Below are 14,834 nucleotides of genomic sequence, written 5' to 3'. Positions count from 1 at the left end.
GGATGATTATGTATCGCTACGCCGGCTTGCGGCTCAGTGCATTAAATGATCTGCCGAGGAAGGCGCCGCCAGCGAACCCGCCTCCTGAAGGTGCTGTCGAATCTGGCGACGCAAATCCGAAGCAACCGAGGAAGCCGACATGACAGGGTCCTCCCGTGATCGAGACGGGCGCGCGGCCATCAGGGGTGGACAATTGTGGCGGATCGCGATGTTCAGGGCAGCATCGTTCCTCTGCCTCTGGCTCGTTCTCGCCGGAGCCAATCCAGGAGATTTTCCTGCCGCTGCGGTTGCGATCGCCACGGCAACCTGGACCAGCCTGCACCTGCTCGAACCCAGCAGCTCGCGGCGTTCGCTCGTGGCCATCGCCCGATTGGCGCTGCTTTTCCTCTATCACTCCATCGTCGCCGGCATAGACGTCGCGGGACGCGCACTGCATCCCCGATTGCCGCTGCATCCGGGATTCGTCGCCTATCCGTCCCGGCTATCACGCGGCGTACGGCAGAACGTGTTCACGACACTCACCAGCCTGCTGCCCGGGACGGTGCCGGCCGGCGAGGAGAACGGGCACATCGTCTATCATTGCCTCGACGTCACACAACCAGTCCTCGACGATCTCGCCGCCGAGGAAGCGGCGCTGGTCCGGGCCCTCTACAATGACTGAATTCCTGACCGCTGCCGTCGGCTTGATCCTCGCGCTTCTGGCCCTCGGCCTGGTGTCGATCTTGCGCGGTCCGGGCGACGCCGACCGGATGATGGCTGCGCAGCTGATCGGTACCGCGGGCATCGCGGTGCTGCTGTTGCTCGGCACCGTGACAGGCGTCCCGGCAGCAGTCGACGTGGCCTTGATCCTGGCGCTGCTCGCCACCTTCGCATCCATCGCGTTCGTCAAGAAGGGGCTGTCCCGCCTCGAAAGCGACGGGGTCGGTTCGGCGGAGGACAAATGAACTTCGCGCGGGACATCATGACTCTCGCGTGCGTCTCGACGGGCGCGTTCTTCTTCCTGGCCGGCACAGTCGGCCTCCTTCGCTTCCCCGACACCCTGACCCGCCTCCACGCGCTGACCAAGGCCGACAATCTCGGCCTCGGATTCGTCGTGCTCGGGTTGCTTCCCCAGGCAGGAGACCTGCGCGACGGGCTGAAGCTGATGAGCATCTGGATGTTCGCACTTCTTGCCGGCGCCACGGTCTCGCAATTGATCGCGCGCACGGTGCGCCGAAGCGGGGCCAGATGAGCATCGCAACGGTCTTCGAGGTCGCACTCGCCGCCGTGGTGCTGGGCCTCGCCATCTGGACCATCGCCGTCCCCGAGACGTATTCGGCAACGGTGGGCTTCGTCGCCTACGGTCTCCTGGTCGCGCTGATCTGGGTCCGTCTCGACGCGGTCGATGTCGCACTGACGGAGGCGGCCATTGGCGGAGGACTGGGTGGCGTCGTGCTGTTGGGAGCCGCTGCCCGGTTGCGCGATGCCGAGGCCACGGCAGCCGAACGACCCGACCGCTTTACGCATTTGATCGCAGCCATCCTGTCGGCATCGGTCGCGGCGGCGCTAGGTGTCGCGATCCTGCTACTGCCAGATCCGGCACCAACGCTGGCACCGGCCGTCGCCGCGAATGCCGGGGCGACCGGAATGGCCAATCCGGTCACCAATGTCCTCATGGCATTTCGCGGGATGGACACCATGCTCGAGAAGGTCGTGCTCCTCCTGGCCATCGTCGGTGTCTGGTCGCTCGCGCCGGACCGCGCCTGGGGCGGTCGTCCGGGACCACGCCACGAAGCCGATCCAAATGGCGTTCTCGCCTTTCTCGCGCGCCTCTTACCGCCCGCGGGCATTGTTGTCGGCATTTACATGCTGTGGACAGGCGCCGATCACCCCGGCGGAGCCTTTCAGGGCGGCGCAGTTCTGGCATCCATGTGGCTGCTCGTCACCATGGCCGGATTGGCGGATACGCCACCCGTGAGCAGCCGACGGCTACGGCTTATCCTGGTTGCCGGGCCGGGCCTGTTTCTGGTCGTTGGCCTCGGTGGGCTTTGTTTCGGAGCGGCCTTCCTCGCCTATCCGGTTGCGTTCGCCAAACCGCTCATTCTCGGCATCGAGGTCGCGATGATCCTGACAATCGCTGCGACGCTCGCCCTCCTCCTCGCTGGCGCGCCTGAAAGGAATGCATCGCGATGAGCAGCGTATCGGTGTTCGGATTGTGTGCCGCCGCCGCGGTCGGACTTGGGCTTTACGGCCTGATCACCAACCCGCAACCGTTACGCAAGATCGTCGCATTCAATCTGCTCGGCAGCGGAGTGTTTCTCCTGTTCGGGATCGTCGGGCGACGGGGAGCTGCGGCGGGTGTTGGCAACGATCCGGTGCCCCAGGCGCTGGTGATCACGGGAGTCGTGGTCGCGTTTTCCGCGACGGCCTTGGCAATTGCCTTGTTGCTTCGGTTGTTCCACGCCTCCGGCTCTACGTCGCTCAGCAGTCGCGCGCCGACGAACCCGCGCTCCGATCCGTCTGGTGGCTGATGCTGGCCCCTGCCTCTCCCCTGACGACGACCGCGGCCGGCGTCCTGCTGGTGCTGTCGATCGCCGTACCGGTCGTAGGCGTCCTGCTGGCGTTCGCTCTCGGCGACCGCTACGTTCGGCGGGTTGCCTTCATGGTCATGCCGGTCGGGTTGACGATTGCCGCGGCTGTTCTCCTGGCCTTGCCGGGGAACGACGGCCTCCTCGTCTACCTGCTCGGTGCCTGGCCGCCACCATTGGGGGTGGCCCTTCGCGCGGACGGCTTGTCGGCAGTCATGCTCGCGACCACGGCGATCGTGATCTGCGCGGTCGCCGTTTTTGCCGCAACAGATTTTCGCCCTAGAGCAGCGAACGCGCGCGCACCATTCGCATTCTGGGTTCTGCTGCTGGCAATCTGGGCGGCGCTAAACACAGTCTTCGTCGGCGGAGACCTCTTCACCCTTTATGTTGCCCTGGAATTGCTGACGTTCGCCGCGGTGCCGCTGGTCTCCCTCGAGGGCCGAGCGGATACCCTTCAGGCAGCGTTGCGCTATCTTCTTTTCGCGTTGCTCGGCTCGGTTCTCTACCTGCTGGGCACGGCCCTTCTCTATGGGCTCTACGGTACGCTCGATATCGTGCTGCTGTCGCATCGCGTCGCCGTCGAGCCCGGAGCCCTTATTGCGGCGACATTGATGACGACCGGCCTCCTCGCCAAGACTGCGCTCTTTCCGTTGCACCTCTGGCTGCCGCCCGCCCACGCCGGCGCACCGGCGGCCGCGAGCGCGATTCTATCCGGCCTGGTCGTGAAGGGATCCTTCTTCATCCTCCTGCGACTCTGGTTCAACGTCCTTCCCGGCCTGCCCGGCTTTGCTGCAGCACAATTTCTGGGAGCGCTAGGAGCCAGCGCGATCATGGTCGGAAGCATCGTCGCTCTGCGGCAGGAGCGCCTCAAGCTGCTCATCGCATATTCGACATTGGCTCAGATCGGGTACCTGTTCCTGATGTTCCCGCTCGCCTTCAGTGCCTCGAGTCAACTCGAGAATGGGCCAGCCCTTGCGGGCGGATTGCTTCAGGCGGTCTCCCACGCCACCGCGAAGGCGGCGATGTTCCTGGCAGTCGGATCGATCTACGCCGGGCTGGGCCATGACCGCATCACCGGGCTGCAGGGCGTTGCACACGTCCTGCCCTTGAGCGTCTTGGCATTCGCAATAGGCGGCTTCGCGCTGATGGGCGTTCAACCGGGCGGAGCGGCGCTTGCGAAGGAGTTGTTGCTCCAGGAGACGACGAAAACGGGACAATGGTGGTGGGCCGTCGTGCTCCAGGCCGGCGGAATGTTCACGAGCGCCTATGTCGTGCTGGTTCTGGCTCATGCGCTCGGGCCTACGGATCGGCCGATCGTCCTCACCGGTTCGACGCGGCGCAGCTGCGAGGTGGCGGCGCTTGTCCTGGCGCTCTGTTCCTTATTGCTTGGCCTGCTGCCATGGGAGCCGTATTTGCCGATCCCGTATGCCGCGGCATTGAAACTGTTCGGCGTCGAAGCACTCGTCAAATTGCTCGTAACCGTGCTCGGAGGTGCGGCACTCGCGATCCTGCTCAGTCCCTGGCCGCATCCTATGGCTTTTTCGGCACCCTGGAAGACGCTGATGGGCCTGATAGGCCCCTTCCGGCGCGCCTGTATCGGATTCGGCAGCCTCGTTGAAAGGAGTGACGACGTTCTTCGCCAATGGTCGGCGGCCGGCATATCCCTCCTGCTCGTCGCATTGATGCTCACCGCGTTGATGTTCGCCGGCAACTAAATGCCCAGGGCACTGGGGCGGAACGAGATGATCGAAGGTTTCGCTCCCTGACAGGTCCGGAACATTCTTCGCGCGCCTGAGGGTTTCCTCGGATGCCAGGCCAGCGGCCCACCGTCTAGTCTTGGTCCCGCACCGCGCAGTCGGGATCCGTCCTCCTGAGTGGTGGCGCCCCAACAGAAAGCCTCAGGAGGTCTCCATGTCTGATCTGATCGCGATCGTGTACCCGAATGAGGCGAAGGCCGAGGACGTCCGCCAACGGCTGCTCAAGTTGCAAAAGGAGTATCTGATCGCCATCGGCGATGCCGTCATCGCTGTGAAGACCGAGACCGGCAGCGTCAAGCTCAACCAGCTCGTCAACACCACGGCGACGGGCGCGATCACCGGGAGCTTCTGGGGGCTTCTGATCGGCGTACTCTTCCTCAACCCGATCATCGGTGTGGCGCTCGGGGCCGCGTCCGGGGCGCTGGGAGGCGCCTTGTCCGATTTCGGCATCAACGACTCGTTCGTGAAGGAGCTTTCGGCATCGCTCCACCCCGGCAACGCAGCGCTTTTCGTCCTGATCAAGCACATGACAGCCGACAAGGTCCTCAAGGAGATCAAGGACGCCGGCGGGGTCGTGCTGAAAACGTCCCTGGACGAGACCAAGGAGAAGATCTTGCGCGACGCGCTCGCCAGCACAGCGGAGCAACCGGCGGCTGAGCCGCCTAACGTCGACCGCCCAACAGGCGCAGCAGCATCAAGAACAGATTGAGGAAATTGAGGTAGAGCGACAGCGCCGCGATCACGGACTTGCGACCTGCCGTGGTCTCGTCGTCCCTGCCGTCATACATCGCCTTGATGCGCTGCGTGTCGTAGGCCGTGAGTCCTGCAAAGACACCCACCCCGATAATCGAGATCAACCAATCGAGTCCCGTCGACCTCAAGAAGAGGTTGACCAGGCTTGCAACGATGATGCCGATCAGGCCCATGAACAGGAATCTGCCGACCCCGGACAGATCGCGCCCGGTGGAGTAGCCGAAGACGCTGAGTGCCCCGAACATTGCCGACGCGATAAAGAAGACGCGCGTGATCGAGGCACTGGTGTAGATGTGCAGCAGCGTCGAGAGCGAGACGCCGACCAACGCGGCATAGACAAAGAACAACAGCCGCGCCGTTTCCGCTGACAAAGTATTGATGCGCGCCCCAATGAAAAACACCAGCCCGAGCGGTGCCAGAATGAATACCCACATCAGTGGGCTCTGAAGCAACGCGGGACCCATCAGCTGATAGGTCAGCCAGGCAACAACGGCCGTCAGGCCGACGCCCGCAGCCATATAGTTGTAAATGCGCAGCATGTATGTGCGCAATCCCGCGTCTATCGCCAGCGAGTTGCCAACGGTTTCTGGGACGGTCGCGTTCGGATCATAGTTCGACATTGCCTGCCTCCTCGCGTTCGTTCGCAGGAAGAAGGCAAGCTAGTGATCCGGCTCTGGCGGGAACATCGGATGATCACCCGAGTGCAGGAGGATACGTTACCCTATCTCGCGCGACGCGGACCCTCGGCTTGCTGAAACCCGATGCGGGAGTCGACCGGCGCTCCTTATCCCTTTTGCTTAGATTCTTACACGCTTGTCACTGGAAGCCGGCAGCGCACCGGCCTACTCCGTCCGCATGCGCTACTTCTTTCATATCGTCGACAAATACGGCCTCTGTCGGGACGGGATGGGATATGATTACGCGAACCAGGAAGCTGCCGTCCTGCACGCCAAGCGTATCGCGGTGGAACTCGCAAAGGCCGGCGAGCTCTGCCGAACAAGCTTCGTATTGATCGCGTACGCCGCGGCGCCCGAACCGGCAAATCGCCATAAGGACGCGCAGCCTCCGTCCCACTGACGTCAGGCAGGCGCCGTAGACGCCGGTCGGCCGATTTCCTGCCTTGCCCTCTACAGAGAAACCCTGATGTCCCGAGGGGAAAGCCGCCTCTAGTGTCGCGCGAGGGGTGGCCGTCCTATCCCGCTCAAATTCAACCGCCGCGGCCGCCTCATCTCCGGTTGGAAAGCCATTCTCGTCATGGCTCCTTCGTCGAACGAGGTCGACCAGAAGCTTTCGCGCAGCGCGCTCGTCTCGCTCGTGGTCGGATCGATGGTTGGTTCCGGCATCTTCGCGTTGCCTGCATCGTTCGGACGCGTCACCGGGGTGCTCGGAACGTTGATCGCTTGGATTATCGCGGGCACCGGCATGCTTATGCTTGCCTTCGTTTTCCAGACGCTGTCTCATCGTAGGCCGGACCTGGATACGGGCATCTACGCCTACGCCAAGGCAGGGTTCGGAGACTATATCGGCTTTGCTTCGGCGGCCGGCTATTGGATCGGATGTTGCCTCGCCGATGTAGCCTGCCTCATTCTGATCAAGGCGACAATCGGACAGTTCTTTCCCGTCTTCGGCGACGGCACGACGCCGGCGGCCATCGCATCGGCATCCCTCCTGCTCTGGGGCGTTCATTTCCTGGTGCTGCGAGGCATCAAGGGAGCCGCCACCCTCAATACGATTGCGACCTACGCCAAGATCATCCCGATTCTGCTTTTCATCGGCGTGGCATTCGTCGTCCTCGATCCCGACCTGATCTCCCGGAATTTCTGGGGAACGGAGCAGCCGAGCGCGGCAGCGATATCCGGGCAGGTCCGGAGCACCATGCTGCTCACCGTCTTCGTCTTCGTCGGAATTGAGGGGGCGAGCGTGTACTCGCGCGACGCCAGGGACCGCTCCCATATCGGGTTCGCGACCGTTGCCGGCTTCCTGTCGGTTCTCTGCCTTCTTGTTCTGGTGACGCTGTTGTCCTACGGCGTCCTTACGCGACAGGAGCTCTCGGGCCTCCCAACACCGTCGATGGCCGGTGTCATGGAAGCGATGGTCGGGCGTTGGGGTGGCATCTTCATCAGCGTGGCGCTGCTGATCTCGATTCTTGGCAACTACCTGTCATGGTCGCTGCTGGCGGCCGAGGTTCTACACTCCGCCGCGGTCAACCGCACGATGCCATCCTTTCTCGCGCGGGTTAACGCCCACCAGGTTCCCGTCGGCGCGCTCTGGCTCACCAACTGGGTTATCCAGGCGTTCCTTCTCGTCACCTGGTTCGCCGAGTATGCATTCACGCTCGCCTTGAAGATGACAAGCGCGATGACGCTGATTCCGTACTTCCTGGTCGCAGCCTACGGCCTCAAGCTGGCTTATCTCGGCAACTCATATCACGCCGGCGAACGCGCCCGTAGCGTCGACGGGATCCGCTCGGCGATCGCAACGTTCTACGCCTTGGCCATGATCTACGCGGGGGGCCCCACGTTCCTTCTGCTGTCGTCGATCCTTTACGCACCGGGAACGTTTCTGTTTTTCCTCGCCAAGCGCGAACGCAAGGAGACCGTCTTCAAGCCGTTCGAGGCGATCATCTTCACCGTGATCGCGCTCGCAGCTTGTACCGGCGTCTATGCGCTGGCCGTCGGTGCTATCTCGATTTGAATCCTTATTGGTCGAATGGAGGCGAACATGAATATCCGTATCGTTTGCGGCGCTCTGGTTCTAGCCGCGTCGATCGCGACTGCGCAACCAACCTCCTCCCAAACGCAGTCGACCGATCCGGCCACATCCGCGCCAAAACCTGCCGCTGCAACACCTGCGACCGATGCCGCTAAACCAAATACCAATACGAACCCGACCAAGCATCGCTACTGGCGCCATCGCGGCGGCTCGCATCCTCACTTTGGCAGCCGCCGCGTTCGTACCTAGGCCCGGACTCGACGGCTTCTTGCAATTCCCGAGTTAACCGATGAGCGAAGTGAGCACAGGACAACAGCAAATTCGCGAGAACGCGATCAGCGAAGCTCCAGCCGTGGCCTACGGGCCTCGCGGCTTTCTCGCAACGGGCCTTGCCTTGCTCGTCATATGCGTTGCCCTCTTTCTGGTGTGGCAAACGATATCGAGCCTCCTGATCATCTTCGCGGGCGTGCTGTTTGCGGCTTTTCTGGATGCCGCGGCGAGGGCGATGGCGCCCGTCGTTCGCCTCAATCGCGTGTGGCGGCTGACATTCGTGCTGCTGCTGCTCACTGCCGCGGTCGGACTTGGTCTCGTCTGGGGAGCCGGCAAGCTTCCGGAGCAAACGCGCCTCTTGCTGAAAGTCATGGACGCCCAGTTCGATATCCTGCAGCAGCATCTTCTGAGTTACGGCGTCGATCTGCTCGGTCCAGAATGGGGCCGGGATTTTGCACAATGGCTGGTCTCTGACCAAGGCCGCTTCTTCAGCCACGCTCAGCTCGTCCTTGGCGGAGCGTCCAGCTTTCTGGCCGGCATGCTGGTGATCGTATTCCTCGGTATCCTCTTTGCCTTTGATCCCTCGAGCCACCGAGACAGCCTCGTCATGCTCGCCAGACCAACATATCGCGCTCGGACACGCGGGGTGATGGACGAGATGGGGGGCGTGCTGCGGCTGTGGTTCGTGGGACAACTGATCCGCATCATCCTGATGACGCTGTGCGTCTGGGTCGCGCTCTATTTAATCGGGCTACCTGGTCCCTTCGTGCTTGGTTTGCAGGCGGGTCTGTCGAACTTCGTCCCGTATCTTGGGCCGATCCTTGCCGCAATCCCGATCGCACTCGTCGCGATGCCACTGGGCGGATCGCTGCTGATCTGGGCCGTCGTCGTCTACACGATCATTCAATCGATCGAGGGCTATGTGATCGGTCCGCTGATCCAGCGCCAGGCGGTCGAAATTCCTCCCGCATGGACGTTGGTCGCGATCGTGCTCTTGGGCGCGATGTTCGGCGTGATGGGCATCGCGCTCGCTATGCCACTGGTCGCCGTCGGCCGGGTCGCCATCATCAGATTCTACGTCGAGGATTATCTCGGCGATGACCGCGGGCGGGTGTTCAACAAGGAACCGTCGCAAATGGGTGTGCCATGAGCGAGATTGGAGCCGAACGGAACGATGGAATGGAGCCATCCCCTGCGCATTCGGGGATGACACATTTTCTGTGGCAGCAACTTCCCTACATCATTGCACTGGTGCTTGCTGTCGCGGGCGTCGCCTATACCAACGCCTCGCACCAGCCTCTCGTTGGCTATTGGGAGTTTCTCGCGCTCGCCATTGGCGTCGTCTGCGTCATCAACAAGTGGCCGGAACTCGATGGCAGAGAGGCCCGGTGGCGACTGATCTGGACCCAGGCGCTGCACTGGGTTGCCGTCCTTGTCGCGATGAACATCATGCTGGTGTCAGGCGTTCAGCAATTGTTGCCGACGCCGGCAACCAGCCTTGTTCTTCTCACATTGCTTGCGCTCGGCACCGTCCTCGCAGGCGTCAGTCTTCTGTCGCCGCAAATTGCGTTCCTCGGCCTTGCGATGGGCGTCACGGTTCCGGCGATATCCTGGTTGCAGCAATCCATCATCTTCTTCCTGTTGGGCGCCGTCCTGCTGATCGGCCTCTGCATCACGTTCTGGCTCCGCCAGGACCGCAGTCCAAAGAGTTCGCCCGCCAACACCGGAAGCCAAACGGAGGTCTGAATGCGCAACCTGCTTCTCGCGATCATCTGCGGATCTGCTTTGATATGCGCCGACACCCTGCCCGCACGTGCCGAGGCGTTCAGAGTCGGCCGACTGATATGCGCCAGTACGCCACGCGTTGGGCTGGTGCTTGGCTCCGCACAGGAGCTTCGTTGCGTATTCACGACGACGCGCCCGACCCGGCGGTACGTCTACGAGGGGCGGATCAGACGCGTTGGTCTCGATATCGGCGTGACCAGTGCAGGAAGCCTCTCATGGGCCGTCTTCGCCAGGAACTCGCGCGTCGGCCCCGGCACGCTGCGCGGAAGCTACGTGGGCGCAAGCGGTAACGTCGCGTTCGGGCCCGGGCTCGGCGCGAATGTGCTGATCGGAGGCTCTCGCCGGACGATTGCGCTCCAGCCCCTGTCGATTGAGCGATCGATCGGATTGAACCTTGCAGCAGGGATTACGAACCTGACACTCGGCGCGCGCGGACGGAGATAACGGCTTGTCCCGAGCCCTGGAGCAAGGAGCGGACGATGAACCTTGCGGAATTCTCGATCAGGATTCTGGCGGCGGGTGTGATGACACTCATCGCGGGCGGTACGAGCTGGACACAGCCAGCCGCCGGTCCGCCTGCGGTCGGTATCGTCGAAGCGATCAAGCGGCCGATCACCGAGAGCAGCGAATTTCTTGGGCGGATCGAGGCGGTCAATCGCGTCAACGTCGTGGCTCGCGTCACCGCGTTTCTGGAAGAGAGGTTGTTCGTCGACGGTGCCGAGCTCACAAAAGGCGCCCCGCTTTACCGGCTCGAGCGCGGTCCGTTCGAGGCCGATCTCGCGTCGAAGCGGGCGCAGGTGGCCCAGCTCCAGGCGACGCTCGAGAACGCCAAGCTGACGGCCGAGCGCGCACGTACGCTGCTCGGTGGGCCAGCCGGTCAGCAATCGACCTATGACGCGGCGATCGCCAACCAACGCAGCCTTGAAGCCCAGGTTCAGGCCGCCCAGGCACAAGTCGAGGCGTCCCAGATCAACCTCGACTACACCATGATCAGCGCGCCGATCGACGGCAAGATCGGCCGCACGGCCGTGACTGAAGGCAACGTCGTCGGTCCAGGCTCGGGCGTACTGACCACGATCGTGAGCCAGGATCCGATGTACGTCACCTTCCCGGTGCCGCTGCGCCAGGCGCTCGAACTGCGCGAACGTTATGGACCCCAAGGGGGTCTGGAAGCCGTGGTGATCCGGCTGCGGCTGCCCAATGGCCGCATGTATGGCAAGTCCGGCAAGCTGAACTTTGTCGACAACACGATCGCCCAGAACACCGATACGATCACCGTGCGCGGCGAGATCGCTAACCCAATCCTGCGCGCGCCGTCCACCGCAGGCGTGACCGTCCACGAGCTGACCGACGGCGAATTCGTCACGGTCGTGCTGGAAGGTATCCAGCCCATCGAGGTGTTGGCCATCCCGCGTTCGGCGGTGCTGTCCGACCAGCAGGGCGACTACGTCCTCACCGTTGGTGCCGACGACAAGGCCGAACAACGCCGCATCCAGCTCGGGCAATCGAAGCCCACTATCGCCTCCGTCATCAGTGGCCTCGCCGCCGGCGACAAGGTCATTGTCGAAGGCCTGCAAAGGGTCCGTCCGGGGCAGTCGGTTTCACCTGGTCCGGCCAGTGCGTTGATTCTGTCGAGCATGAAGGCCGGGGCAAGTGATGCACCCTCACAGCCGGACCACAGCGGCACGACTGATACGCGGCTGGAGGACAAAAGACCATGATGTCCGCCGTATTCATCGATCGCCCGCGACTTGCAATGGTCGTCGCCTTCATCATCACCATTGCAGGTGCGCTCGCGCTGACACGGATCCCGGTGGCGCAATTTCCGGACATCGTGCCACCGCAGGTCACGGTTGCCGGAACCTTTCCGGGCGCATCTGCCGAGGTCGTGGAGACCAGCGTCGCTCAGCCGCTCGAAGCGCAAGTGATCGGGGTCGATCGTGCGCTCTACATGAAATCGACCAGCGCCAACGACGGGAGCTACAGCCTGACGGTGTCGTTTGCGCTCGGCACAGATCCCGATATCAACACCGTCAATGTCAACAATCGGGTGCAGAGCGCGCTGTCGCAACTACCAACCGAAGTGCAGCAACAGGGCGTGACGGTGCAAAAGAAATCGTCGGCGATCCTGCAATTCCTGGTGCTCTACAGTGCCGACGGCCTGCAAGACCCGCTGTTCATCACCAATTATGCGATCATCAACGTGCTCGACGCGATCTCCAGCACACCCGGCGTCGGCCAGGCTCACCTGTTCGCCAAGATGAATTACTCGATGCGGATCTGGTTCGATACGCAGCGGCTGACCAGCCTCAATCTCACGCCCTCGGACGTGATCGCGGCAATTCGAACGCAGAGCGTCCAGGCGCCGGTCGGCCGCATCGGCGCGCGTCCCATCAGCGACGACCAGCAATTCCAGTTCAACGTGCAGACCCTGGGGAGGCTCGCGACGGTCGATCAGTTCGCCAGTATCGTGCTGCGCGCCAACCCGGATGGGTCGACGTTGCTCGTCAAGGACGTCGCCCGGGTCGAGATGGGCGCGCAGAACCTCGACAGCGAAGCGAGGATCGACGGGCGCGCCGCGGTGCCTCTCGCAATCTATCTGGCGCCGGGTGCCAATGCCGTAACGACCGCGCAGGCGGTCGCGGCCACGATGCAGCGGCTGTCCAAGCGATTCCCGACAGGATTGAGCTATCTCGTGCAGTACGATTCCACGAGCTTCGTACGAGATACGATCTCGGAAGTTCTGCGGACGCTGGGTGAGGCCTTTGTCCTTGTCGTGATCGTGGTTTATCTGTTCCTCGGCAACCTTCGCGCCACGGTGATACCCGCGGTTGCCGTGCCCGTCAGCCTGATCGGCACCTTCGCCATGCTGCTGATGCTCGGCTATTCCGCGAATACGGTGTCGCTGCTCGCAATGGTGCTAGCCATCGGTATCGTCGTGGATGACGCCATCGTCGTCGTGGAGAACGTCGAGCGCGTGATGGAGGAACAACCGGAGCTTTCGCCGGCCGAGGCGAGCAAGAAGGCGATGACGCAGATCACCGCGCCGATCATCGCGATCACGCTGGTGCTGCTCTCCGTCTTCGTTCCGATCGCCTTCATTCCCGGCATTTCCGGCACGTTGTTCCGGCAGTTTGCGGTGACGATCAGCGGCGCAATGATGATCTCCGCGTTGAATGCGCTGACCTTGTCGCCCGCTCTGTGCGCGCTGTTCCTGCGGCATACCGGACCCAGGCGCGGAATGATCGGGCGCGTTCTTGACAGCATCGACTGGATCCGCGATCGCTATAGCGGCGGCGTACGACGGCTGCTGCGCGTGGCCAGTCTCTCGCTCATACTCGTCGCCGTGTTCGCGGTCGGCATTTTCGGGATGTCGCACCTGACGCCGACAGGGTTCCTTCCCGAGGAGGACCAGGGCGCTTTCTTCACCTCCGTACAGTTGCCGGACGGTGCGTCCGTCGCGCGGACCAGCGAGGTGACCGGACAGATCGAGGCCATCCTGAAGCAGATGCCGGCGGTCGACCACGTCCTGGCCATTATCGGTTTCTCCCTGCTCGACGGGGCGTCCGAGCCAAACAGTGCGCTGGTGGTGACGCGCCTCAAACCGTTTGCCGATCGCAAGGCGGCCGCGGATTCAGCGCAGGCGTTGATCCGGCAGACCTACGCGGCCGGCGCGCAAATCCGGCAAGCCAACGTGCTTCCGTTCAACATGCCGCCGATCATCGGACTCTCGACTTCAGGCGGCTTCGAATACCAGCTCCAGGCGCTGGAAGGACAGAGCCCCGCCGCGATCTCCAGTGTCACGGGCGCGTTGATCGGAGCGGCCAATGCCGATCCGCGGCTGACGCGCGTGTTCTCGACCTTCACCGCGACCAATCCATCGATCCATCTCGACATCGATCGACGCAAGGCGCAGGCACTTGGCGTGACCATCAGCGATATCTTCACCGCCCTTCAGGCGACGCTAGGCGGCATCTACGTCAACAACTTCAATCTCTATGGACGCACCTGGCAGGTCAACGTGCAGGGCGAGGCGCTCGATCGCGCCGACCTTTCCGATATCTGGCGCATCTATGTGCGCAACAGCACCGGCCAGATGGTTCCGATGCGGGCGCTCGCCGGCATCAAGATCGTAACCGGGCCCCAGGTCATTACCCGCTACAACAATTATCGCTCGGTGACGGTGAACGGCAGCCCGGCGCCAGGCGTCTCGTCGGGCACCGCGATAGCGGCGATGGCGGAGATCTCCAACGCCGTACTGCCTGCAGGCTACAGTTTCGAGTGGACCGGCACCGCCTATCAGGAGCAACAGGCAGCGGGACAAACCGGCGTCGTGCTCGCGCTCGCCGTGCTATTCGCCTATCTGTTCCTGGTGGCGCTCTATGAGAGCACGGTGATCCCGATCCCGGTGCTGCTGTCCGTCGTGGTCGGCGTGCTGGGCTCCTATGTTGGCATTAAGATCGCCGGCCTCAATCTAGATCTTTATGGCCAGATTGGCCTCGTGGTGCTGATTGCGCTCGCCGCCAAGAATGGCATCCTGATCGTGGAGTTCGCGAAGGAACGGCGAGAAGCTGGGACTGAGCTTGCGGAAGCCGCGATTCAAGGTGCGCATATGCGATTTCGCGCGGTCATGATGACCTCGGTTGCCTTCATTCTCGGGCTCGTGCCGCTCGTGCTCGCAACCGGCGCCGCCGAACTGAGCCGCAGGGCGGTCGGGACCGCCGTCTTTGCCGGCATGCTCGGCGCAAGCTCGATCGGAATCTTCATGGTGCCGATGCTCTATGTGACGTTCCAGCGCCTCCGCGAACGCATGAAGGCACGACCGCTTCCGGCGCGAACCACCTGACCCGCCCGTCCAGGACGCCGGGAAGCACTTCCGGAAAGGCTTCGGAACACCCGCGAATATTCCCGCCGGCACATTCAGGGTTTCATCGGATGTCAGGGTTGCGCGGCCGCGACTAGCGTTTTCGTAGCGCTAACCGAATGGGTC

Annotated in this window: 16 protein-coding genes; 15 read left to right on the top strand and 1 reads right to left on the bottom strand. The window is 62.9% G+C overall.

Translation table 11 applies throughout. The annotated features are described in order from the left end of the window. The first annotated feature begins 139 nt into the window (after positions 1-139). From B5V03_RS01145 to B5V03_RS01115, 7 genes are all read left to right on the top strand, one after another. Positions 140-661 (top strand): Na+/H+ antiporter subunit E, encoded by a 522-nt coding sequence (locus B5V03_RS01145; protein ID WP_129267443.1) that lies wholly within the window; start codon positions 140-142, stop codon positions 659-661. Beyond that, positions 654-944, top strand: a complete 291-nt coding sequence (locus B5V03_RS01140) for a monovalent cation/H+ antiporter complex subunit F (protein WP_129267442.1) — start codon at positions 654-656, stop codon at positions 942-944. Before B5V03_RS01145 ends, B5V03_RS01140 begins: the two co-directional genes overlap by 8 nt. After that, the gene (locus B5V03_RS01135) at positions 941-1,231 is read left to right on the top strand and encodes a cation:proton antiporter (protein ID WP_129267441.1); all 291 of its coding nucleotides are present in this window, start codon (positions 941-943) and stop codon (positions 1,229-1,231) included. The genes B5V03_RS01140 and B5V03_RS01135 overlap by 4 nt, the downstream gene beginning before the upstream one ends. Next, entirely contained in the window at positions 1,228-2,172 is a 945-nt protein-coding gene (locus B5V03_RS01130) for an MnhB domain-containing protein (RefSeq protein WP_129267440.1), read from the top strand. Before B5V03_RS01135 ends, B5V03_RS01130 begins: the two co-directional genes overlap by 4 nt. Continuing rightward, entirely contained in the window at positions 2,169-2,510 is a 342-nt protein-coding gene (locus tag B5V03_RS01125) for an NADH-quinone oxidoreductase subunit K (RefSeq protein WP_129267439.1), read from the top strand. Before B5V03_RS01130 ends, B5V03_RS01125 begins: the two co-directional genes overlap by 4 nt. Next, positions 2,510-4,282, top strand: coding sequence for a complex I subunit 5 family protein (locus tag B5V03_RS01120; RefSeq protein WP_129267438.1), 1,773 nt, complete (start codon positions 2,510-2,512; stop codon positions 4,280-4,282). Before B5V03_RS01125 ends, B5V03_RS01120 begins: the two co-directional genes overlap by 1 nt. 196 nt (positions 4,283-4,478) lie before the next feature. Further along, the gene (locus B5V03_RS01115) at positions 4,479-5,033 is read left to right on the top strand and encodes a DUF1269 domain-containing protein (protein WP_129267437.1); all 555 of its coding nucleotides are present in this window, start codon (positions 4,479-4,481) and stop codon (positions 5,031-5,033) included. Here B5V03_RS01115 and B5V03_RS01110 read toward each other — a convergent pair. Beyond that, on the bottom strand, positions 4,987-5,697 hold the full coding sequence (locus tag B5V03_RS01110) for a Bax inhibitor-1/YccA family protein (RefSeq protein WP_129267436.1): 711 nt from the start codon (positions 5,695-5,697) through the stop codon (positions 4,987-4,989). The two genes, B5V03_RS01115 and B5V03_RS01110, sit on opposite strands and share 47 nt — an antisense overlap. 193 nt (positions 5,698-5,890) lie before the next feature. Here B5V03_RS01110 and B5V03_RS01105 point away from each other — a divergent pair, with 193 nt between their 5' ends. The 8 genes from B5V03_RS01105 to B5V03_RS01070 all read left to right on the top strand — a co-directional run bounded on the left by B5V03_RS01105 (position 5,891) and on the right by B5V03_RS01070 (position 14,690). Next, the gene (locus tag B5V03_RS01105) at positions 5,891-6,154 is read left to right on the top strand and encodes a DUF6894 family protein (protein ID WP_245502131.1); all 264 of its coding nucleotides are present in this window, start codon (positions 5,891-5,893) and stop codon (positions 6,152-6,154) included. Between the two features lie 177 nt (positions 6,155-6,331). Next, a complete protein-coding gene (locus B5V03_RS01100) occupies positions 6,332-7,771 on the top strand; it encodes a basic amino acid/polyamine antiporter (protein ID WP_129267435.1) in 1,440 nt (479 codons plus the stop codon). Positions 7,772-7,798: 27 nt separating this feature from the next. After that, positions 7,799-8,038, top strand: coding sequence for a hypothetical protein (locus B5V03_RS01095; protein WP_129267434.1), 240 nt, complete (start codon positions 7,799-7,801; stop codon positions 8,036-8,038). 40 nt (positions 8,039-8,078) lie between these two features. After that, entirely contained in the window at positions 8,079-9,209 is a 1,131-nt protein-coding gene (locus B5V03_RS01090; protein WP_129267433.1) for an AI-2E family transporter, read from the top strand. Then, entirely contained in the window at positions 9,206-9,805 is a 600-nt protein-coding gene (locus B5V03_RS01085) for a hypothetical protein (RefSeq protein WP_129267432.1), read from the top strand. The genes B5V03_RS01090 and B5V03_RS01085 overlap by 4 nt, the downstream gene beginning before the upstream one ends. Further along, positions 9,806-10,288, top strand: a complete 483-nt coding sequence (locus B5V03_RS01080; protein ID WP_129267431.1) for a DUF992 domain-containing protein — start codon at positions 9,806-9,808, stop codon at positions 10,286-10,288. Between the two features lie 35 nt (positions 10,289-10,323). Beyond that, positions 10,324-11,565, top strand: a complete 1,242-nt coding sequence (locus tag B5V03_RS01075) for an efflux RND transporter periplasmic adaptor subunit (protein ID WP_129267430.1) — start codon at positions 10,324-10,326, stop codon at positions 11,563-11,565. Beyond that, the gene (locus B5V03_RS01070; RefSeq protein ID WP_129267429.1) at positions 11,562-14,690 is read left to right on the top strand and encodes an efflux RND transporter permease subunit; all 3,129 of its coding nucleotides are present in this window, start codon (positions 11,562-11,564) and stop codon (positions 14,688-14,690) included. Before B5V03_RS01075 ends, B5V03_RS01070 begins: the two co-directional genes overlap by 4 nt. Positions 14,691-14,834: the final 144 nt, after the last annotated feature.

The organism is Bradyrhizobium betae (assembly GCF_004123905.1).
GTDB classification, from domain to species: domain Bacteria; phylum Pseudomonadota; class Alphaproteobacteria; order Rhizobiales; family Xanthobacteraceae; genus Bradyrhizobium; species Bradyrhizobium betae_A.
The sequence above is the reverse complement of the archived record's forward strand: the minus strand, read 5'-3'. Positions and strand labels throughout refer to the sequence as shown.